The sequence below is a fragment of the Paracoccus sp. R12_2 genome, from assembly GCF_017744015.1.
Classification (GTDB): domain Bacteria; phylum Pseudomonadota; class Alphaproteobacteria; order Rhodobacterales; family Rhodobacteraceae; genus Paracoccus.
The window spans coordinates 106,970-127,101 of the sequence record NZ_JAGHRA010000010.1; the positions used below are offsets into that span (position 1 = coordinate 106,970).

19 protein-coding genes are annotated in these 20,132 nt (G+C 62.4%); 14 read left to right on the plus strand and 5 right to left on the minus strand.

Features of this window, described 5'->3' with window-relative positions; genetic code table 11:
- Positions 1-7: 7 nt before the first annotated feature.
- From radC to J7359_RS13145, 4 genes are all read right to left on the minus strand, one after another.
- Positions 8-793, minus strand: coding sequence for a DNA repair protein RadC (gene radC, locus J7359_RS13130; protein WP_209057216.1), 786 nt, complete (start codon positions 791-793; stop codon positions 8-10).
- Positions 794-851: 58 nt separating this feature from the next.
- On the minus strand, positions 852-2,018 hold the full coding sequence (dnaJ, locus tag J7359_RS13135; RefSeq protein WP_209057218.1) for a molecular chaperone DnaJ: 1,167 nt from the start codon (positions 2,016-2,018) through the stop codon (positions 852-854).
- Positions 2,019-2,097: 79 nt separating this feature from the next.
- Positions 2,098-4,014 (minus strand): molecular chaperone DnaK, encoded by a 1,917-nt coding sequence (dnaK, locus tag J7359_RS13140; protein ID WP_209057220.1) that lies wholly within the window; start codon positions 4,012-4,014, stop codon positions 2,098-2,100.
- Positions 4,015-4,219: 205 nt separating this feature from the next.
- Positions 4,220-5,041, minus strand: a complete 822-nt coding sequence (locus J7359_RS13145; RefSeq protein WP_209057222.1) for an ABC transporter — start codon at positions 5,039-5,041, stop codon at positions 4,220-4,222.
- A gap of 185 nt (positions 5,042-5,226) precedes the next feature.
- On the opposite strand from J7359_RS13145, the gene cysQ reads away from it, so the two are divergent.
- The 8 genes from cysQ to J7359_RS13185 all read left to right on the plus strand — a co-directional run bounded on the left by cysQ (position 5,227) and on the right by J7359_RS13185 (position 14,144).
- Positions 5,227-6,024, plus strand: coding sequence for a 3'(2'),5'-bisphosphate nucleotidase CysQ (gene cysQ / locus J7359_RS13150; RefSeq protein WP_209057224.1), 798 nt, complete (start codon positions 5,227-5,229; stop codon positions 6,022-6,024).
- Positions 6,025-6,029: 5 nt separating this feature from the next.
- The gene (locus J7359_RS13155; RefSeq protein ID WP_209057226.1) at positions 6,030-6,830 is read left to right on the plus strand and encodes a manno-octulosonate cytidylyltransferase; all 801 of its coding nucleotides are present in this window, start codon (positions 6,030-6,032) and stop codon (positions 6,828-6,830) included.
- A 183-nt stretch (positions 6,831-7,013) separates the two neighbouring features.
- Entirely contained in the window at positions 7,014-7,910 is an 897-nt protein-coding gene (locus J7359_RS13160; RefSeq protein ID WP_209057228.1) for a UTP--glucose-1-phosphate uridylyltransferase, read from the plus strand.
- A 3-nt stretch (positions 7,911-7,913) separates the two neighbouring features.
- Positions 7,914-8,900 (plus strand): UDP-glucose 4-epimerase GalE, encoded by a 987-nt coding sequence (galE, locus tag J7359_RS13165; RefSeq protein WP_209057231.1) that lies wholly within the window; start codon positions 7,914-7,916, stop codon positions 8,898-8,900.
- 1 nt (position 8,901) lies between these two features.
- Positions 8,902-9,951 carry a glycosyltransferase family 2 protein gene (locus J7359_RS13170; RefSeq protein WP_209057232.1) on the plus strand — a complete coding sequence of 350 codons (1,050 nt, stop codon included), beginning with the start codon at positions 8,902-8,904 and terminating at the stop codon, positions 9,949-9,951.
- 85 nt (positions 9,952-10,036) lie between these two features.
- Entirely contained in the window at positions 10,037-11,065 is a 1,029-nt protein-coding gene (locus J7359_RS13175; RefSeq protein ID WP_209057233.1) for a glycosyltransferase family 2 protein, read from the plus strand.
- Positions 11,062-12,750, plus strand: coding sequence for a beta-1,6-N-acetylglucosaminyltransferase (locus J7359_RS13180; RefSeq protein ID WP_209057234.1), 1,689 nt, complete (start codon positions 11,062-11,064; stop codon positions 12,748-12,750). The genes J7359_RS13175 and J7359_RS13180 overlap by 4 nt, the downstream gene beginning before the upstream one ends.
- Entirely contained in the window at positions 12,747-14,144 is a 1,398-nt protein-coding gene (locus J7359_RS13185) for a sulfotransferase family 2 domain-containing protein (RefSeq protein ID WP_209057235.1), read from the plus strand. Before J7359_RS13180 ends, J7359_RS13185 begins: the two co-directional genes overlap by 4 nt.
- A 35-nt stretch (positions 14,145-14,179) precedes the next feature.
- On the opposite strand, the gene J7359_RS13190 is transcribed toward J7359_RS13185, so the two are convergent.
- Complete coding sequence (locus tag J7359_RS13190) at positions 14,180-15,568, minus strand: phosphomannomutase (RefSeq protein WP_209057236.1); 1,389 nt, start codon at positions 15,566-15,568, stop codon at positions 14,180-14,182.
- A gap of 256 nt (positions 15,569-15,824) precedes the next feature.
- Here J7359_RS13190 and J7359_RS13195 point away from each other — a divergent pair, with 256 nt between their 5' ends.
- From J7359_RS13195 to J7359_RS13220, 6 genes are all read left to right on the plus strand, one after another.
- Positions 15,825-16,226: a ketosteroid isomerase-related protein gene (locus tag J7359_RS13195; protein ID WP_209057238.1), complete on the plus strand. Its 402-nt coding sequence runs from the start codon at positions 15,825-15,827 to the stop codon at positions 16,224-16,226.
- Positions 16,223-16,807, plus strand: a complete 585-nt coding sequence (locus J7359_RS13200) for a GNAT family N-acetyltransferase (RefSeq protein ID WP_209057239.1) — start codon at positions 16,223-16,225, stop codon at positions 16,805-16,807. Before J7359_RS13195 ends, J7359_RS13200 begins: the two co-directional genes overlap by 4 nt.
- Positions 16,804-17,658 carry a carbon-nitrogen hydrolase family protein gene (locus J7359_RS13205; protein ID WP_209057240.1) on the plus strand — a complete coding sequence of 285 codons (855 nt, stop codon included), beginning with the start codon at positions 16,804-16,806 and terminating at the stop codon, positions 17,656-17,658. Before J7359_RS13200 ends, J7359_RS13205 begins: the two co-directional genes overlap by 4 nt.
- A gap of 88 nt (positions 17,659-17,746) precedes the next feature.
- Positions 17,747-18,169 carry an alternative ribosome rescue aminoacyl-tRNA hydrolase ArfB gene (gene arfB, locus J7359_RS13210; protein WP_209057241.1) on the plus strand — a complete coding sequence of 141 codons (423 nt, stop codon included), beginning with the start codon at positions 17,747-17,749 and terminating at the stop codon, positions 18,167-18,169.
- Positions 18,166-18,657 (plus strand): NUDIX hydrolase, encoded by a 492-nt coding sequence (locus tag J7359_RS13215; RefSeq protein ID WP_247740377.1) that lies wholly within the window; start codon positions 18,166-18,168, stop codon positions 18,655-18,657. The genes arfB and J7359_RS13215 overlap by 4 nt, the downstream gene beginning before the upstream one ends.
- A gap of 21 nt (positions 18,658-18,678) precedes the next feature.
- Entirely contained in the window at positions 18,679-20,130 is a 1,452-nt protein-coding gene (locus J7359_RS13220; protein WP_247740378.1) for an inorganic phosphate transporter, read from the plus strand.
- Positions 20,131-20,132 lie beyond the last annotated feature (2 nt).

A 20,132-nucleotide genomic window follows, 5' to 3' on the forward strand; every position in this document is an offset into this window, starting at 1 on the left:
GCGGCGCCTATAGCAGCCCTTCGGACCGAAAGCTGAGTTCGCGGGACTTTCCGATGATCAGGTGGTCGTGGACGGTGATGCCCATGCTGTCCGCCGCCCGTGCCACGCGCGCGGTCATTGTGATGTCCGAATCTGATGGTGTCGGATCGCCCGAGGGGTGGTTGTGGACAAGGATCACGGCCGAGGCGTTCAGTTCCAATGCGCGCCGGATGATCTCTCGCGGATAGACCGGAACATGATCGACCGTTCCACGCCCCTGTTCCTCGTCCGCGATCAGCACGTTTTTGCGGTCCAGATACAGCACGCGAAACTGTTCGACCTCGCGATGCGCCATCGTCGTGTGACAGTAGTCAAGCAGTGCATCCCAGCCCGACAGGACGGGCCGGTTCATGATCCGGGCGCGCGACAGACGCTGTGCTGCCGCCTCGACGATCTTCAGTTCGACGATGACTGCGGGACCGACCCCGTCAATTTCGGCCAGCCGGGCAGGAGGGGCCGATAGAACCCGGTTGAAGTCACCGAAACTGTCGATAAGTCGCCGGGCCAGCGGCTTGACATCCTGTCGCGGAATGGCGCGGAACAGGACAAGTTCCAGCATTTCGTAATCCGGCATCGCGGCCACGCCGCCCTGCATGAAGCGGTCGCGAAGCCGCGCCCGGTGGTCGGCAAGATAAGATGGTGCGCCCGCGCCCTGCTTCCGCGTGGGTATGACCGCGACTGGTATCGCCACGTCGTCGGAAGCGGGCGAGAACAAGGGCAGCGGCATTTCGCCAAAGGCGCGATTCTGGTCCATGACGACAGTCTGGCGCGGCAGGGGTGAAGAAAGCGTTAACGCCTGCCGCGCCGTGCGATCATCGTGTCATGTCGTCCCAGAAACCTTTGACCTTCTTGAAGAAGCTGTCGGACTGCGGGCTGTTGTCGGCTTTCACTGCCTCGAACTCTCGCAGCAGTTCTTTTTGCCGGGTCGTCAGGTTTACCGGCGTCTCTACTGCAAGTTCGATCAGCATGTCGCCATGTTCCCCGCCTGCACCCGCGCCGTGGCGCAAAGGCGGCATGCCCTTGCCGCGCAGACGCATCTGGCGGCCGGACTGGCTGCCTGCGGGAACCTTGACGCGGGCGCGGCCGCCATCGATCGTCGGCACCTCGACCTCGCCGCCCAGGGCTGCCGTGGCCATGCCGACAGGCACCTGGCAGGCCAGCATCCTGCCGTCGCGGATGAAGATCTCGTGCTCCTGCACCTCGATGAAGATATACAGATCGCCCGCAGGGCCGCCGCGCAACCCGGCCTCGCCTTCGCCTGCCAGGCGGATGCGGGTGCCGGTTTCGACGCCGGCGGGGATGTTCACCGACAATGTGCGGTCCTTTTCGATCCGGCCGGCACCGTGGCATGCCTTGCAGGGGTTCTTGACGATCTGGCCCGCGCCGCCGCAGGTCGGGCAGCTGCGTTCGACGGTGAAGAAACCCTGCTGCGCGCGCACCTTGCCCATACCGGCACAGGTCGGGCATGTCGCCGGCTGAGTGGCGCCTTCGGCACCCGTCCCCTCGCATTCCTCGCAAGCGGCCGAGCCGCGGACGGAGATGGTCTTCTGCAGGCCCCTGTAGGCGTCTTCCAGCGAGACATGCAGGTTATAGCGCAGATCCTGGCCACGCTGCGCCCGCGAACGGCCGCCGCCCGGGCCGCGCCGTCCCATCATGTCGCCGAAAAGATCCTCGAACACATCTGCGAAGGCGCTTCCGAAATCGCCCGGATGGCCGCCACGCGCGCCGCCGAACCCACCGCCCATGCCGCCATTCTCGAACGCGGCGTGGCCGAAGCGATCATAGGCCGCCTTCTTCTGGTCGTCCTTCAGGCAGTCATAGGCCTCGTTTACTTCCTTGAAACGTGCCTCGGACTGGCTGTCGTCCTTGTTGCGGTCTGGGTGAAGCTCTTTCGCCTTGCCGCGATAGGCTTTCTTGATTTCTTCCGACGAGGCCCCGCGGGTGACGCCCAGAACCTCGTAATAGCAACGCTTGGCCATGTGGTTTCCTGTTCACTTCCCCAAGAAGGCGGGCCGGCCCGCTGGTTGGCGGACCGGCCCGGACGGGGTGCGGCCCGGATCAGCCGCGTTTCTTGTCGTCGCCGAGATCCTCGAAATCGGCATCCACGATGTCGTCATCCACATCGCGCGGCGAATCGCCCTCGGACTCGGCGCCTTCCGAACTGTCCTGCTGCGCCTTGTAGATCGCTTCGCCCAGCTTCATCGAGGCGTCCATGACGTTCTGAAGACCGGACTTGATCTTGCCGGCATCTTCCGACTTCACGGCCTCTTCCAGGGCGCCGATCGACAGCTCGATCGCCTCGACGGTCGATTCGTCCACCTTGTCGCCATGCTCTTCCAGCGATTTGCGGGTGGTGTGGATCAGGCTTTCGGCCTGGTTCTTGGCCTCGACCAGTTCGCGGCGGCCCTTGTCGGCCTCGGCGTTCTGTTCGGCATCCTTCACCATCCGATCGATATCCTCGTCGGACAGCCCGCCCGAAGCCTGGATGGTGATGTTCTGTTCCTTGCCGGTGCCCTTGTCCTTGGCACTGACCGAGACGATGCCGTTGGCGTCGATGTCGAAGGTCACCTCGATCTGCGGCATGCCGCGCGGTGCGGGCGGAATGTCCTCGAGGTTGAACTGACCCAGCATCTTGTTGTCGGCGGCCATCTCGCGTTCGCCCTGGAAAACCCGGATCGTCACGGCGTTCTGGTTATCCTCGGCGGTCGAGAAGATCTGCGACTTCTTGGTCGGGATGGTGGTGTTGCGGTCGATCAGGCGGGTAAAGACGCCACCCAGGGTTTCGATCCCCAGCGAAAGCGGCGTCACGTCCAGCAGCACGACGTCCTTGACGTCACCCTGCAGCACACCAGCCTGAATCGCGGCGCCCAGGGCCACGACCTCGTCGGGGTTCACGCCCTTGTGGGGTTCCTTGCCGAAGAAATCGGAGACTTCCTGGAAAACCTTCGGCATCCGGGTCATGCCGCCGACCAGAACCACCTCGTCGATTTCGCCCTTGCTGACGCCGGCGTCCTTAAGGGCGTCCTGCACCGGCTTCATCGTGCGCTTGATCAGGTCACCGACCAGGCTTTCCAGCTTGGCGCGGGTCAGCTTCATGACCATGTGCAGCGGCGTGCCCGAATCCTTGTCCATCGAGATGAACGGCTGGTTGATCTCGGTCTGGCTGCTGCTGGACAGTTCGATCTTGGCTTTCTCGGCGGCCTCTTTCAGGCGCTGCAGGGCCATCTTGTCCTTGGTCAGATCGACGCCGTGCTCTTTCTTGAACTCGTCCGCCAGATAGTTGACGATCCGCATGTCGAAGTCTTCGCCACCCAGGAACGTGTCCCCGTTGGTCGATTTGACCTCGAACAGGCCGTCGTCGATTTCCAGAATGGTGATGTCGAAGGTGCCGCCGCCGAGGTCATAGACCGCGATCGTCTTGCTTTCCTTCTTGTCCAGACCATAGGCCAGCGCGGCCGCAGTCGGCTCGTTGATGATGCGCAGGACCTCAAGGCCCGCGATCTTGCCGGCGTCCTTGGTGGCCTGACGCTGCGCGTCGTTGAAATAGGCCGGAACGGTGATGACGGCCTGCGTCACCTCTTCGCCCAGATAGGATTCGGCGGTTTCCTTCATCTTCTGAAGGATCATCGCGCTGACCTGAGCGGGGGAATATTTCTCGCCCTTCACCTCGACCCATGCATCGCCATTGCCGCCGTCGACGATCGAATACGGGACCAGTTTCTTGTCCTTCTCGACGGCTTCGTCGCCGATGCGACGGCCGATCAGGCGCTTGACGGCAAAGACGGTGTTGGTGGGGTTGGTCACGGCCTGGCGTTTCGCAGACTGGCCGACCAGACGCTCACCGTCGGTAAAGCCGACGATCGAGGGCGTGGTGCGTGCGCCTTCGCTGTTTTCGATGACCTTCGGCTGGCTGCCATCCATGATGGCGACGCAGCTGTTGGTGGTGCCAAGGTCGATGCCGATAACTTTGGACATGAGTTTCTAACCTCTCTTGCGGCGATATCTTGGGCTGTGGGTCCGTTGCGGCCCCCGCAGTCCGATCCCAGTGATTGTTCAGCTCCGGACATGCCCGGAGGCTTCGGGGGTGTATATAGGGATGGTTTTCAGGCCCGCAAGCGTCCCGCCGGTCCAAATTGCATGGCATTTCGACCGAAACCTGCCGGATGCGAACCGAACCTGCCTAATGTCCAGCGCTCCAGCTGAGCGATTCGTATTTGCGGGTTGTGAAGTTGATCAGCAGGCCCAGCATCATCGCCGCAAGCGAAAACCAGATCGCATAATAGGGGTCGGTTTTCTGTGGCGTGTAGTTCACGAAGATATCGCCGCGGGCCTGGTCGATGATGTGGAACAGCGGATTCCAGATGAACCACGGCAGCATGAAGTTCGGCAGAACATTTGCGACGAACATCTTGCCCGACGCGAACATGTTGATGCGCTGATAGACCGTGGTCAGCAGTTGCGACGCTTTCGGCGCCCAAGGCCGGATGCCCAGAAACACCAGCCCGACGCATGCGCCCGAAAACCATGCCTGCAGGTACATCGCCACGCAGCCTACCGGATGGGCCAGTGTCACCGGATTGAGCAGCACATGATACAGTCCAAGAATGGCAAGGATGCTGATCGTCTGCCGATACAACACCGCCAAAGCCGCCGCGGCGATCAGCACCGCGGGATTAAGGGGCTCGTGCTGGGTAAGCCCTCCGGATACGGAATGGCTGCTGGCCACGGCGCCGACGGATTTCACATGCGTCATGAACAGGAAAATGCCCGACATGATGTACATCATGAAGTCGCCACGGATCGGCGATTGCCGGATGCCGATCACCAGGAAGATCAGCAGGAAAGCAGCCATGAACACGACGGTCTGCAGGATGGTCAGCAGCAGTCCGATGACAGCGTTCCGGTGATCGGTCCGCAGGTTATAGACCGTCTGGTGATAGATCAGCGCCAGCGTCGTGCCGGCGGCTTGTATCAGGTTCTGGTTGCGGCGCTGGATAAACAATCTTCGGGTCCGTTCGTGGTATCCTTGCGGTGCTGCCCGTGTCGGGTTGGAAAGGCCGCGGAAGGACCGGAAAAGGTCGCGCATGACGGGTGCTTGCCCAAGCCTTTCATGGCGATCATAAGGGGGCGCGGCCGGTCGCACAATCGTGCGGTGGCGTCGGGGCGACAGATGGGAAGGAAAACTGGATGCAATTTGATCGACTGACCACCGAGATGCGCCGTCTCGCCCTTCAGGCCGGGGCCCGGATCATGGAGATCTACGAGGCCGAGGACTTCGAGGTTCGCGCGAAATCGGACGATTCGCCTGTGACCGAGGCTGACGAGGCCGCAGATGCGCTGATCGCCGCCGGGCTGCGAGAGGCATTTCCCGATCTTCCGCTGGTCACCGAGGAGCAGGCGGCGACGCATGGTCAGGCGGTTTCCACGTTCCTGATCGTCGATCCGCTGGACGGGACCAAGGAATTCGTTCAGCGCCGCGGCGATTTCACCGTGAATATTGCCTATGTCGAAAACGGTGTGCCGATTCGCGGCGTTGTCTATGCGCCTGCCAAGGGACGGCTTTTCTACACCACCGCCGATGGCCGCTCGGTAGAAGAGCGCGGCCCGTTCGGCGAGCAGCCGGGTGAAACGCAGTCGGTCGGGGTGAACCCGATGCCCGACAATCGCGGGCTGATGGTTGTCGCCTCGAAGTCGCATCGTGACGAGGCGACGGATACCTATATCGCGCAGTACGGAGTGCGCGACATGACCAGTGCCGGATCTTCGCTGAAGTTCTGCCTTGTGGCGACCGGCGAGGCTGACCTGTATCCGCGTCTTGGCCGCACGATGGAATGGGATACGGCTGCAGGTGACGCGGTGCTGCGCGGCGCCGGTGGCGAGGTCGTGCGTTTCGACGATCATACACCGCTTGCCTATGGAAAGCCCGGTTTCGAGAACCCGTTCTTCATCGCCTATGCTCCGGGCGTTCTGCTGGCGAAGGCCTGATCCGGATGTCGGTCCTTGTCGTCATACCCGCCCGCCACGCCTCGACCCGCTATCCTGGCAAGCCGCTTGTCGATCTGACAGGGGCGTCGGGCAGCAAACGCAGCCTGATCCGGCGCAGCTGGGACGCCGCGATGACGGTCACCGGCGTGGATCAGGTCATCGTCGCGACGGACGATGACCGCATTCGGGACCACGCGGAAGGCTTTGGCGCACAGGTGGTCATGACATCCACCTTGTGCCGCAACGGAACCGAGCGTTGTGCCGAAGCGGTTGCCAATCTTGGCCTGTCGCCCGAGATCGTCGTCAACTTGCAGGGTGACGCGCCGCTGACGCCGGCATGGTTCGTCGAGGACCTGATCGCAGGGCTGCGCGCCGATGCGCGGGCCGATGTCGCGACGCCGGTGTTGCGTTGTTCCGGGCGGATGCGGGCCGATCTGATCGCAGATCGCATGGCTGGTCGGGTCGGTGGCACGACCGCCGTCTTTGGCCATGACCGGCAGGCGCTGTATTTTTCAAAGGAAGTCATCCCCTTCGCGCCCGGTGAATTCGGCGATGACCAGCCAAGCCCGGTGTTTCACCATGTCGGCGTCTATGCCTATCGGCCCGCCGCGCTGACCGCTTATGCGGATTGGCCCGAAGGGCCGCTGGAACAGCTGGAAGGACTTGAGCAGTTGCGTTTCCTTGAACGGGGTCGGCGCATCCTGTGTGTCGAGGTCGAAGCGCGTGGACGACAATTTTGGGAACTGAACAATCCCGAGGATGTTGCGAGGATCGAAGAGATGATGCGCGAGATGCGCATCGAGTGAACCAAGTGCGGGAAAAGCCGTGATGCGACCTGGATCGGCGAATGTCCGTCGAAATGAACCGAATGGGTTGGCGTGCCCCTGCCCAAGGCAGTATCCTGAGCCTTGCGTCCGCACGCCGTCCGCGCTGTGTGTGGCGCTGCCGGCACGTCTGTCGTCCTTGAACAGGAACAAAGGTATTCATCAATGAGTCGCAAGGTAACAAAGGCCATTTTCCCCGTGGCCGGTCTGGGGACACGCTTTCTTCCCGCCACGAAAAGCATCCCGAAAGAGATCATGACGCTGGTGGACAGGCCGTTGATTCAATATGCGATCGACGAGGCGCGTGCCGCAGGCATCAAGGAATTCATCTTCGTCACCTCGCGCGGCAAGGGTGCGCTTGAAGACTATTTCGACCATGCGCACGAACTGGAATCCAGCCTGAAGAAATCCGGCAAGACCGAGCTTCTGGACGTGTTGCGGTCGACGAACATGGAATCGGGTGCCATCGCCTATATCCGGCAGCACAAGGCGCTTGGCCTTGGCCACGCCGTATGGTGTGCCCGCCGTCTGGTCAACGAGGATGAACCCTTCGCGGTGATTCTGACGGATGACGTCATCATGGGCGAGCCACCCTGCCTTCAGCAGATGATCGAAGCCTATCGGGAGACCGGCGGCAGCATGGTCGCCACGATGGAAGTCGCGCCCGAAAAGGCGCAGTCCTATGGTGTGCTGGATGTCAGCGAGGACATGGGCGCCATCGTCAAGGCCCGGGGCATGGTCGAGAAGCCAGCACCGGGAACCGCGCCCTCGAATCTTGCAGTCATCGGTCGCTATATCCTTGCCCCGACGGTCATGCAGAACCTCAACAAGCTGAAGGCCGGTTCCGGTGGCGAGATCCAGCTGACCGATGCCATCGCGGACGAAATTGCCGCCGATCGGGGCGTGTATGGCCTGCGCTTCCGCGGGCAACGGTTCGATTGCGGCTCGAAGGCAGGGTTCCTGCAGGCGACCGTCGCCTTCGGGCTGGAGCGGGACGAATTGCGGGAAGAGTTTTCCGAATATCTCAGCGATGTCGTCACCGCGCGGCGCGCGGCGGAGTAAGCCATGACAGGGAAGGTGCTCGTGACCGGCGGCGCCGGTTATATCGGCTCGCATGCCTGCAAGGCACTGGCGGCGGCAGGACTTGTCCCGGTGACGTTCGACAATCTGTCGACGGGCTGGCGAGATGCGGTCAAGTTCGGCCCGCTGGTCCAGGGCGATCTGTTGGACCGTGCCGCGCTGGATAGGGCATTCGCTGAGCATCGGCCCGTCGCCGTTCTGCATTTCGCGGCGCTCAGCCAGGTGGGCGAGGCAATGGCCGAGCCTGGCCGATACTGGCGCAACAATGTCGCAGGGTCGCTGAACCTGATCGAGGCGGCTGTCGCGGCGGGATGTCTGGATTTTGTCTTCAGTTCGACCTGCGCGACCTATGGTGACCGCGACGGCGAGGTTCTGGATGAGGATACGCCTCAAGTACCCCTGAACGCCTATGGCGCCTCCAAACGCGCGATCGAGGATATGCTGGTCGATTTTGGCGCGGCCCACGGCTTGCGGCATGTCATTTTTCGCTATTTCAACGTCGCGGGCGCCGATCCCGACGCCGAGATCGGAGAATTTCACCGGCCCGAGACGCACCTGATCCCGCTGATTCTGGATGCGGTGGATGGAAAGCGCACGGCGCTGACCATTCACGGCACCGACTATCCGACACCGGACGGAACCTGCATTCGCGACTATGTGCATGTCATGGATCTGGTTGATGCCCATGTTGCCGGGCTGGAGTGGCTGCGTTCTGGCAAGGGCAGCCAGGTGTTCTGCCTTGGAACCGGCGATGGGTTTTCGGTGCGCGAAGTCGTCGATGCGACCAGACATGTCACCAATCGGACGGTTCCGATGCAGGATGGGCCGCGCAGGGGCGGCGATGCCGTGAAGCTTGTGTGCGGCAGCCAGCGGGCGAAGGCGGAACTGGGCTGGCATCCCGGGCGCTCGACCATGAAGCAGATGATCGGCGACGCTTGGCGGTGGCACCAGAACGGCCACTACGAGCGCTGAGATGGAACGGGGCCGGCTGCGCAGGGCATGGTCGGCCTATCGGCTGCGCTGGAAGCGGCGTGAACTGATCTGGCGCGCCATCAGGTCGGGCCGCGAGCTGTCACCGCTTGCCGACCGCACCGCCGCGATTCGCAGCGATGACATTCTGTTATTCGCCACGATGCGGAACGAGGCGCGGCGTTTGCCCGAGTTCATGGATCATTATCGCGCGCTTGGCGTGCGTCATTTCCTGATAGTGGACAACGACAGCAGCGACGGTTCAGCCGATCTGCTTCGCGGGCAAGGCGATGTGTCGCTGTGGCGTGCGACCGGCAGTTACCGCGACAGCCGGTTCGGCATGGACTGGCTGGGTGCCTTGCTGTTCCGCCATGGCACCGGACATTGGTGCCTGACGGTGGATCTGGACGAGTTGCTTGTCTATCCCGGCTGCCAGACGCGGGATCTGGCGGAGTTGACCGTCGATCTGGCCTCGCGGCGCGCCGAGGCGATGGGTGCGCTGATGCTGGACCTCTATCCACGCGGGCCGCTGGGTCGTCCGGACGCGACAAAAAAGGCCGTGCTGACCGAACAACTGCCGTTCTTCGATGCGGGTCCATATCGCTGTCGGATACAGCAACCCAAACGTAATCGCTGGGTGCGGGGTGGGCCGCGCGAACGGGCGTTCTTCGCCGATGATCCAAGGCGCGCGCCGACGCTGAACAAGCTGCCGTTGGTGCGCTGGCAGCGCGGCTATGTCTATGTCAACTCGACCCATTCCATGCTGCCGCCGCGGCTGAACGATCTGTATGACGGGCCGGGTGATCCGCGGCTGTCAGGCGTGTTGCTGCACGGAAAATTCCTGCCCGAGATCGTTGCGAAATCCCAAGAGGAACTGACGCGACGCCAGCATTTTGCCGATCCTGACGCCTATGCAGACTATCATCGCGCCCTGACCGATGCGCCGGTGCTGTGGCATCCGGGTTCGGTGCGTTTTGACAATCCTGCACAATTGCAGGCGCTGGGGCTGATGAGTGCAGGCGATTCCGCAAAGGCAAACACCCACAAGGGGTGAAAACTCTTGCCAAATCGCGGCTGAAACCGCATGTCGGGGCCATGATCCTGAAGGCCAGACTTCCTGCAAGAACGGGCATTTCCAGATGACACCTCTTGGCCGTCTTCCGGTGCCCGACCGCATTCGCCGTAGGCTGGAAAGGCAATATCTGATCGGTCGCGCGGTTCGCCGACGCAGGGTGCTGCACGCGGTCGCCGACCGGACCGCGCTGATCCAGCCAAAGGATATCCTTGCCTTCGTCACCCAGCGTAACGAACGAATTCGCCTGCCTTATTTTCTGGATTACTATCGCAATCTGGGCGTGCGGCATTTCCTGTTCGTGGATAATGCCAGCGACGACGGCAGCAGTGATTTCCTGCGCGAACAGGCTGATGTTTCGCTGTGGTGGACCGACTCGAGTTACAAGCGGCATCGTTTCGGCATGGACTGGATCAACTGGTTGCTTCTGCGATATGGGCGCGGACATTGGTGCCTGACCGTTGATCCGGACGAATTCCTGATCTACCCGCATTGCGACACGCGTCCGCTGGACGCGCTGACGGACTGGCTGGATGCGTCCGGACGGCCGTCCTTTCCAGCGATGCTTCTGGACATGTATCCCAAGGGCGGCATAGAGGATCAGATCTATCGCGAAGGTCAGGACCCCTTCGAGATCGCACGCTGGTTCGATCCCGCCAACTATTCGATCAGCAAGAACCAATATCTCGGCAATCTCTGGATCCAGGGCGGTCCCAGAACGCGGGCGTTCTTTTCCTATGATCCCCTGACAGGGCCGGCACTGAACAAGATACCTCTGGTCAAGTGGCACTGGCGATATGCCTATGTCAGTTCGACCCATATGCTGCTGCCGCGTGGCCTGAACCATGTCTATGACGAGAGCGGCGGAGAAATGGCGTCGGGAAGTCTGCTGCACGCCAAGTTCCTGTCCACCTTCGCCCAGAAATCCGCCGAAGAGCTTGACCGACGCCAACACTATGCAAACAGCAAGGAATACCGGGCGTACCATTCGGGCATGCAGCGCGGAACCACGTTGTGGTGCAGCGAATCGCGTGAATATCAGGATTGGCGGCAGCTGGAGGATCTGGGGCTGATCAGCCGGGGTAACTGGGCATGAGCTTTCAGGTGCGCCTTGGTGTGGTCCTGCTGTGCCACGCCGACCTGGATGTGGCCGCGCGAATGGCGCGAATATGGGCCGAAGGCGGTGCGCGTGTGGTGATCCATGTCGATGCCAAGGTTCCTGAATCTCGCCTTGGACCGATGAAGGCGGCGCTGGCCGGGCTGGATGGGGTCATGTATTCGCGCCGCCATCGGTGCGACTGGGGCCGGTTCAACCTTGTCCGGGCAACCCAGGACGCTGCCGAGGCGCTTCTGCATGAATATCCCGACATCACGCATGTCTATCTGGCCTCGGGGGCATGTCTGCCGCTGCGGCCCATCGCCGACTTGATTGCCTTTCTGGCCGCCGACCCGCAGCGAGATCACATTGAAAGTGTCAGCGCGCACGAAGTTGGCTGGGCGGTCGGAGGACTGAACGAGGAAAGGTTCACGCTGTACTTTCCGTTCGACTGGCGACGTCAGCGTTGGCTTTTCGACCGTTTCGTCGAATGGCAACGTCGGCTTGGGATTCGCCGTCGGCTGCCGCGCGGTGTGGCGCCGCATCTGGGTGCGCAGTGGTGGTGTCTGACAGCGGAAACACTACGCCTGATCCTGAACGACCCTCGGCGCGCCGAGTTCGATCGCTATTTCCGGCTTAGCTGGATCCCTGACGAAAGCTACTTCCAGACGCTGGTCCGGCGACATTCGGTCGATGTCGAAAGCCGTTCACTGACTCTGGCTCAATTCGACCACCAGGGGCGCCCGTATCAGCTGTATGACGATCATATTCGCCTGCTTGAGGAGTCGCGCTGCTTCGTTGCCCGCAAGGCATGGCCGCGTGCGGCAAGATTGATGGCACATTTCCCGCGGCCCATGACGGGGCACGCCGATATGTCCCCGCCACAGCCTGCGCGGTTCCAACGAATGATCAATCGCACGGTTATGCGGCGAGTTCTGGGGCGGCCGGGGCTTTACATGCAAAGCCGTTATCCGCGAAAGGACGCCGAGAACGGCAAGACCTCGGCGCCCTATGCCGTGTTTCAAGGCTTTTCAGACGTGTTTCCCGAATTCGAGACATGGTTGACCGATCGGGTTTCGGGCGATGTGCATGGCCATCTATTCGGCCCCGAGGGTGTCGAGTTTGCCGGGCGCCCCGAGATCGGGCCGGGGGCCATCTCGTCGAATTCCATGTTGCGCGATCACGACGCGCAGGGTTTCCTGACGGCGCTGATCCGCATCACCACGCGGATGCAGATCTTCCAGTTCAGTCCGCGCGACAACCAGGTCCTGAACTGGTTCATCGCAACCGACCCGAATGCACATCTGATTGTCGTGACCGGCGCGTGGATGCTGCCCTTGCTGCAATCGGGCATGCCATTCGACGATATCCGGCGCGTCACAGCGCTGTTGCAACGCGGCGAGATCGAACAGCTTGACGTGCTGAATTCGGTATGGGTCAAGGCGCGGGTTCAGGTCCATGACCTCAGTGACTTTCTTTCCCGTCCGCTGGCCCTGCTGGACGAGGCCGTCCGACAGATCGACCCGCAGGCCGCACCGGTCACAGACCTTCCCAGGATGCGGGATCTGACGGGGCTGGATGACCTGTTGCGCCGGCTGCGCAATTCGGGACTGCGGCCTCGTCTGACCGGCGATGGGCTGCCCTTGACGAATATCGACGACGGCCAAAGGAGAAGCGCCGAATGATCCACGGTTTCCGCAGCTTCGTGATTTTCGCCGAGATGCGCACCGGCTCGAACCTGCTGGAGGCAACACTGAACCGGCTGAAGAAGGTCACCTGCTTCGGAGAGGCTTTCAATCCCTATATGATGGGTTGGCCGGACAAGGACGAAATGCAGGGAATCACCCGCGACGAGCGCGAGGCAGATCCCATGCCGCTGTTGCGGAAACTGACCGACAAACCCGGACATTTGCCAGGTTTCCGCTATTTCCACGATCATGATCCGCGTGTGTTCGATGCGATCATGGACAATCACGCCTGCGCCAAGATCGTGCTGACCCGCAACCCCCTGGACAGCTATGTATCGACGCGGCTGGCACGGGAAACGAACCAATGGAAGCTGAACGAGACGGAAACCCCGATTCCCGCCCGAACCACCTATGACAGCGCCGAATTTCATCGGATGCTGTCCGATGTCGAGGCGTTTCAGCGCCGGATCATCCACCGTCTGCAAATCAGCGGGCAGTCCGCGTTCTGGCTGGAATATGACGATCTGCGCGATCCGGAGGTGATGACCGGTTTGCTGCATTGGCTGGGCCGGCGCGATCTGGACAAGGTTGATGCGGCCCGCGATCAGGTGCCGCAGAACCCGCGCGAGTTGGCCGACAAGGTCGGCAACTTCGATCAGATGCGGACGGATCTGGCCAAGCTTGACGTGTTCGGACTGCACAGGATTCCCAATTTCGAACCTCGTCGTGGCCCTGCCGTTCCCAGCTACATTGTCTGCGATGCAGGGGCAGGGCTGTTGCATCTGCCGGTTCAAGGCGGCCCGGTCGAGATGACGCATGGCTGGCTGCGGGCGCTGGGACCGGTGACCGGCGAGCATACGCAGAACATCCTGCGGCAGTGGAAACGTGATCGCCCCGGGCATCGCAGCTTTGCGGTGCTGCGCCATCCTCTGCACCGTGCCTGGGACGCCTTTCTTCATCTTCTGACCAACGCCCGGCCTGAGCTGCGGCAATTGATGCGCGATGTCCATCGCGTGGCGCTGCCCGAGGATGCGGCGTTGGCCGAGCTGGGCGATGATCAAAGCGCGGCGTTGTTCCGCGATTTTCTTGGCTTCCTGCGCCGCAATCTCAACGCCCAGACGACGTTGCCCACCCATCCGCATTGGGCGTCACAGACCGAGGTTCTGGCAGGATATTCCCGCTTTACGCAGCCCGACATGCTGGTCCGAGAGTCGCGCCTTGCCGAGGACCTAGGGTTTCTGTGCCGGCAGGTGGGCATAGAGGAGGCAAGGCTGGACCGGATCGCCGCCGAGGCATGGCCCGCATTCCTTGATGAACCCGATCTGGTCGCAGCGGCAAAGTCGGCCTACTTGCGCGACTATATCGCCTTCGGGTTCCCGGACAGGCCCTGAGGGCCGGCGACCCGTGTCGCGCGCCCCCAGGTCGTTCAGGCTTTCAGCAAAGCCGCAAGTTCAGCCTGTTTTTCATTGACCAGTGCCTCGTCCCCATCGGCCTCAAGGTTCAGCCGCACGACGGGCTCGGTATTGGACTTCCGCAGGTTGAAGCGCCAGTTGCCGAAGTTCAGCGACACGCCGTCCAGATCGTCGCGACTTTCTGCCTGCGACTGATAACGGTCGATCAGCCGGGCGATCGCCGCGTCGGGATCGTCGATGTGATAGTTCGTCTCGCCCGAGGATGGATAAAGCCGCATCCGCTCCGACAGCAGTTCTGCCAGCGTCTTGCCCTTGCGCGACAGCAATTCGACCATCAGCAGCCAAGGGATCATCCCGCTGTCGCAAAAATAGAAGTCGCGGAAATAGTGATGGGCGGACATCTCGCCGCCATAGATCGCGCCAACATCGCGCATCTTGCGTTTGATGAAGGCGTGCCCGGTCTTGGAGACCACAGCCTCGCCGCCCGCTTCTTCGATCATCGCGCGGGTGTTCATGATGACGCGCGGATCATGGACGATCTTCTCGCCAGGTGACTTTTCCAGGAACGCCGCGCCCAGAAGCCCCACGATGTATTCGCCCGGGATGAAGCGACCATTTTCGTCGAAGAAGAAACACCGGTCGAAATCGCCGTCCCAGGCCACCCCCAGGTCGGCGTTCTCGGCCTGCACCTTCTGGACGGTGGGCGGCTGGTTTTCCGGCAGCAGGGGATTCGGAATGCCGTTGGGAAAGCTGCTGTCGACATCATGGTGCATCCGCACGAAGGTCAGCGGGGCACCGCGCCGTTCCAGTTCGGCGGCAATCGCGTCGAAGGTCGGACCCGCGGTTCCGTTGCCGGCGTTGACCACGATCTTCATGGGGCGCAGCGCATCGATCTGGACGAAGTCGGCCATGGCTTTCGCGTATTCTGCGCGCGCGTGGCTGAAATCGGTGACACTGCCCTTGGTCGCGGCCTTGAAATCGCCGCCCGTTGCCAGCGCGACGATCGGCGGCAGTTCGGTTGCCGGGTCCAGCGGCGCCGAGCCGCGTCCAACGATCTTCATGCCGTTGTAGTTGATCGGATTGTGTGACGCCGTCACCTCGATCCCGCCATCGGTATCGTGAAAGCCGGTGTGGAAATAGACCTCTTCGGTGCCGGCCAGTCCCAAGTCCAGCACGTCGGCGCCACCATCGGTCAACCCCTCGATCAGCGCATCGGCAAGCTGGGGCGAGGTTTCGCGGCTGTCGCGTCCTACCACCACCCTCTTTGCGTCACGGGCCTGGGCAAAGGCGCGACCGATGCGGTAGGCAACGTCCTGATCCAGATTCTTGCCCAGTTCGCCGCGGACATCGTATGCCTTGAAGCAGGTGATCTCTCGGTGGCCAAGGCTGGTCGTGTCGGTCATGGCGCAAATCCCCCCTGCGCGTTGGTTCTGATAAGCGCTAACATGATGGCTGCAAAATTCAAGCGGCGCCAGCCCGCGCGGACTGGCAAGATTGCCCATATGTCGCGATAGATGCCCGCGATGTCGGTTGGTATGGCGCGATCCGGCCCATGGACCGATTAGCTTGCCACGCGGTCGGCGACTGGTCCCTAGTGCCGGGATGACGCGGCGTGCCGTGCAGGATAGACCGGCCAAAGGCCACCAAGGAGGATCGCGAATGGACACCAAAACCCTGATCGCCGCCTATTTCGAGGCATTCAACGCTGGCCAAACCGACCGGATGCTGGATCTGTTGCATGACGAAGTCGAACATCACGTCAATGAGGGCCAGATCCGGCGCGGAAAGGACCTGTTCGCCCAGTTCAACGCCCATATGGCGCGTTGCTACAAGGAGAATCTGACAGATATCGTCGTTTTCGCGAGCGAGGATGGTGATCGGGCCGCCGCGGAATTCGTGGTGAACGGCAGCTATCTTGAAACCGACGAGGGGCTGCCCGAGGCGAATGGTCAGACCTACCGTCTGCCCGCAGGATCCTTTTTCACCATCCGGGACGGCAAGATCGCCCGCGTCACGACCTATTACAATCTTGCCGACTGGGTGCGGCAGGTCAACCAATGACGGTGAAGACACGCATCCTGACCGGCGATTCGCTGACCAGCGCGTTGCCCGATGTTGCACGGCTTCGCATGGCGGTCTTTCGCGACTGGCCGTATCTTTACGATGGCGATGCCGAATACGAAGAGAATTATCTTCAGGCCTACAGGTCGCCAGGCGCCGTCGTCGTCGCGGCGCTGGACGGCGACCGGATCGTGGGGGCGGCCACCGGCGCGCCGATGGCTGATCATGCCGCCGACTTCGGCGCCGCCTTCGCGGATCGTCCGGAATCGCTGTCCGAGATTTTCTACTGTGCGGAATCGGTGCTGTTGCCGGAATATCGGGGGCGCGGGCTCGGCCACGCCTTCTTCGACGCCAGAGAGGCGCATGCCCGTGGGCTGGGCGCGCGCTATTCGGCGTTCTGCCGCGTGATCCGGCCCGACGGGCATCCCGCGCAACCCGCAGATTATCGACCGCTGGATGGATTCTGGCGCAAGCGCGGCTATACATCGCTTGACGGGGTCACGGCGGAGTTTGCGTGGCGCGACATCGGGGCCGAGCACGAAACCGAAAAGCAACTGCAATTCTGGATGAGAGAACTATGAAGATCGCCGCAGCCGCCTATCCCGTCGACTGGCTGGAAGATTTCGATGCCTACGAGGCCAAGATCAGTCGCTGGGTGCAGGATTCCGAGGGCGCCGATCTTCTTGTTTTCCCCGAATATGGCGCGATGGAACTTGCCTCGCTTGGGGGTCGTGAGGTCGCTTGGGATCTGGAATCGTCGCTGCAAGAGGTGGCACGTCACGCCGCGGCGGCGGGCGATCTTCACGCGCGCCTTGCCGCGCGCCACGGCTGTCACATCCTGGCCGCGTCCGGCCCGGTGTTCGAGGGGGCAAGGCCGGTGAACCGCGCCGTGTTGTTTGGTCCGAACGGTCGGATCGGCCATCAGGACAAGCAGATCATGACGCGATTTGAACGCGATCCTTGGTGTGTTGTGGGCGGCAGCGGTCTGCGTGTGTTCGACACCGCGTTGGGGCGGATCGGTATCCTGATCTGTTATGACAGCGAGTTTCCCTTGCTTGGGCGGGTGCTGGCGGAAGCCGGCGTGGAAATCCTTCTTGTGCCAAGCTGCACCGATACCGTGGCCGGTTTTCACCGGGTCCGGATCGGCGCAATGGCGCGCGCGCTGGAAAGCCAGTGCGTCGTGGTTCACGCGCCGACGGTCGGTCAGGTGGACTGGAACCCGGCGATCGACGAAAATCGGGGCCGCGCGGCGATCTATGGCCCACCTGACGGTTTCTGGCCCGAGACGGGGATCGTGGCCGAGGGTCAGATGGACAGCGCCGGCTGGATCTTTGCCGAGATCGACGTTGCGCGGATCGGTCAAAGCCGCCGCGACGGCGCCGTGTTGCCATACGCGCACTGGCCCGAATCCGCGAAAAAGCCCCTTGTCTGAAGTTTTTTCTGCGTCTATCTGACAGCCTTTACGTTTCTTTTACGAATATAGCCTTAACTGATCCAAGCGTGTGCCATATCTTGCGGTCATGCTGTATGTGACCGACAATATAACGATTGAGGAATGGGAACTGTCCGAACAGTTCACCCGAGCCCAAGGGCCGGGCGGGCAGAATGTGAACAAGGTGGCCACGGCGGTGGAACTGCGCTTCGAGGCTCAGCGTTCTCCAAATCTGAGCGATCCTGTGAAGCGCCGCCTTCAGCGGCTTGCCGGGCGCCGCTGGAATGCGGACGGTGCGATCCAGATCCTGGTTCAGGACACGCGCAGCCAAGCCCGCAACCGTGAAATCGCGCGCGAGCGGCTTGCCGAACTGATCCGGCGCGCCACGGTCGCGCCGAAACGGCGAATCGCAACCCGGCCGACGCTTGGAAGCAAGAAGAGAAGATTGAAGGCCAAGGCCGTTCGCGGCCAGGTGAAGTCATTAAGAGGGAGGGTGGAGACCGAGGAATGAACGCGTTGCGCAGTTCGCTTCGGATGCTGATGGGCAGACGCCCGCCTGCAATGCAGGTCGGGGCCATCTGTGTGGATCCTGACAACGGCAAGGTGCTGCTGGTGACAAGTCGCGGCACCGGACGGTGGATCATTCCCAAAGGTTGGCCGATGGAAGGTCGGACGCTGCCCGGCGCCGCCGCGCAAGAGGCCTGGGAGGAGGCGGGCGTCGAAGGCCGCGTCGGCCACGAAGAAATCGGCCGCTATGTCTATGACAAGGAACAGGAAAGCGGTTTCTCGATCGCCGTCGAGGTGCGCGTTTTCCTGTTGAAGGTCACGCGTTTGGTTGCCGATTTTCCCGAATCCGATGAACGCAGCCGGCGCTGGGTGACCCCGGCCGAGGCCGCGCGCATGGTGGCCGAACCGGGGCTGAAACGTGTCCTGCGCGATCTTTCACGTTCCTCGTCTGACCCCGACATTGAACCTGACGAACATGACGACCCGTCTTAGGATTCAGGGCGGCAAACATCCATGGGCGGGCGCGGCATGATCCGGATGTCGCGTGGGTTTCATGTGCTGGACAAGGATCTTGGTCGCGTCACCCACGCCGAGGCGGCGCAGCGTCACGCCTTTCGGCCGGTCTGGCGGCTGGGACTGGCGATGTTGCTGGTGGTCGCGGGGCTTGTCGCTGCGATGGGGGCGGGTGCCGGTGAGCCTGCGTTGACCGGTCTGGTCGCCGGGCTTGTGGTCGCCGGATGGCTGGGCCTTGCGATCGGGTCGAACGATGTCGCCAACTCGTTGGGACCGGCGGTCGGGGCCGGCGCAATCAGGCTTTTTCCCGGCCTGGTCCTGGTCGCCTTGGCCGAAATCGCGGGCGCCAGCCTGGCCGGTGATGCCGTTACGTCCCGGCTTGCGCATGGCATATTCGACGCCGAATTGCTGGTATCCGGTGGCCAGACGGCACCGACGATCATGCTGTCTGCGCTGCTTGGCGCCGCGGTATGGATCACGGCGGCGACCGGTGCTGGATTGCCGGTCAGTACCTCGCATTCCATCGTCGGAGGTATCGCAGGGGCGGGAATTGCGGCCCTTGGCGGTCAGGCTGTGCATTGGTCAACGCTGGGGATGATCGCCAGCGCCTGGATGATCGCGCCGCTTGTTGCCGCGGCGCTTGCCGGGATGTTGGTCATCCTGATCCGCCAGCGGGTTCTGGATGCGCCGGATCGTGGTGCCGCTGCAATGCGCTGGCTGCCGCCGCTGGTTGGCGTGATGACCGGAGGCTTTGCCGCCTATCTTGTGCTGCTTGCGCGGATGTATCTGGATCCGGCCCTTGCCCTGCCGGTCGGAGTGATCGCCGGTGGCGTGGGTCTTGCGATGATGCGCCGGATCGTGGCGACCGAGATCGCACAGTCCGACGACAGGCCGGGCGGCAAGCGGTTGTTCAGGCCGGTCCTGCTGGTCGCCGTCGTCATCATGGGCTTTGCGCATGGGGCGAATGATGTCGCGAATGTCGCCGGTCCGCTGTCGGTGATCCTGTCGAACGGTGGCGATACCCTGTCGCCGGTGCCGATCACTGCGCTTCTGCTGGCCGGGTTGGCGATTGCGTTGGGAACCCTGCTGTTCGGGCGACGACTGGTCGTGATGGTCGGCAGCGGGATCACCAGACTGAACGCCGGGCGGGCCTTTTGCGTATCGCTGGCGACCGCCGTGACGGTGCTGACTGCCTCGTCCTTCGGGCTGCCGGTCTCAACCACGCATGTCGCGATCGGCGGCATTTTCGGGGTGGGGTTCGCGCGGGAATGGCTGGACCGGCGCGCCGCAAGGGCGCGATCCCCCTTGCCAGCCGAGGAAAGCCGCCGCCGCCTGCTGATCCGGCGCAGTCATGTTGCCACCATCTCGGCAGCCTGGATCGTGACGGTTCCCGCGACCGGTTTCCTGGGCGCGATGTGCTGTCTGCTGATACTTCGGGTGACCGGCGGCTGAGA

Coding starts and splice junctions, on each gene's coding strand:
- radC (WP_209057216.1), bottom strand. CDS start 793: ATGGACCAGAATCGCGCCTTTGGCGAAATGCCGCTGCCCTTGTTCTCG.
- dnaJ (WP_209057218.1), bottom strand. CDS start 2,018: ATGGCCAAGCGTTGCTATTACGAGGTTCTGGGCGTCACCCGCGGGGCC.
- dnaK (WP_209057220.1), bottom strand. CDS start 4,014: ATGTCCAAAGTTATCGGCATCGACCTTGGCACCACCAACAGCTGCGTC.
- cysQ (WP_209057224.1), top strand. CDS start 5,227: ATGCAATTTGATCGACTGACCACCGAGATGCGCCGTCTCGCCCTTCAG.
- J7359_RS13155 (WP_209057226.1), top strand. CDS start 6,030: ATGTCGGTCCTTGTCGTCATACCCGCCCGCCACGCCTCGACCCGCTAT.
- J7359_RS13160 (WP_209057228.1), top strand. CDS start 7,014: ATGAGTCGCAAGGTAACAAAGGCCATTTTCCCCGTGGCCGGTCTGGGG.
- galE (WP_209057231.1), top strand. CDS start 7,914: ATGACAGGGAAGGTGCTCGTGACCGGCGGCGCCGGTTATATCGGCTCG.
- J7359_RS13170 (WP_209057232.1), top strand. CDS start 8,902: ATGGAACGGGGCCGGCTGCGCAGGGCATGGTCGGCCTATCGGCTGCGC.
- J7359_RS13175 (WP_209057233.1), top strand. CDS start 10,037: ATGACACCTCTTGGCCGTCTTCCGGTGCCCGACCGCATTCGCCGTAGG.
- J7359_RS13180 (WP_209057234.1), top strand. CDS start 11,062: ATGAGCTTTCAGGTGCGCCTTGGTGTGGTCCTGCTGTGCCACGCCGAC.
- J7359_RS13185 (WP_209057235.1), top strand. CDS start 12,747: ATGATCCACGGTTTCCGCAGCTTCGTGATTTTCGCCGAGATGCGCACC.
- J7359_RS13190 (WP_209057236.1), bottom strand. CDS start 15,568: ATGACCGACACGACCAGCCTTGGCCACCGAGAGATCACCTGCTTCAAG.
- J7359_RS13195 (WP_209057238.1), top strand. CDS start 15,825: ATGGACACCAAAACCCTGATCGCCGCCTATTTCGAGGCATTCAACGCT.
- J7359_RS13200 (WP_209057239.1), top strand. CDS start 16,223: ATGACGGTGAAGACACGCATCCTGACCGGCGATTCGCTGACCAGCGCG.
- J7359_RS13205 (WP_209057240.1), top strand. CDS start 16,804: ATGAAGATCGCCGCAGCCGCCTATCCCGTCGACTGGCTGGAAGATTTC.
- arfB (WP_209057241.1), top strand. CDS start 17,747: ATGCTGTATGTGACCGACAATATAACGATTGAGGAATGGGAACTGTCC.
- J7359_RS13215 (WP_247740377.1), top strand. CDS start 18,166: ATGAACGCGTTGCGCAGTTCGCTTCGGATGCTGATGGGCAGACGCCCG.
- J7359_RS13220 (WP_247740378.1), top strand. CDS start 18,679: ATGGGCGGGCGCGGCATGATCCGGATGTCGCGTGGGTTTCATGTGCTG.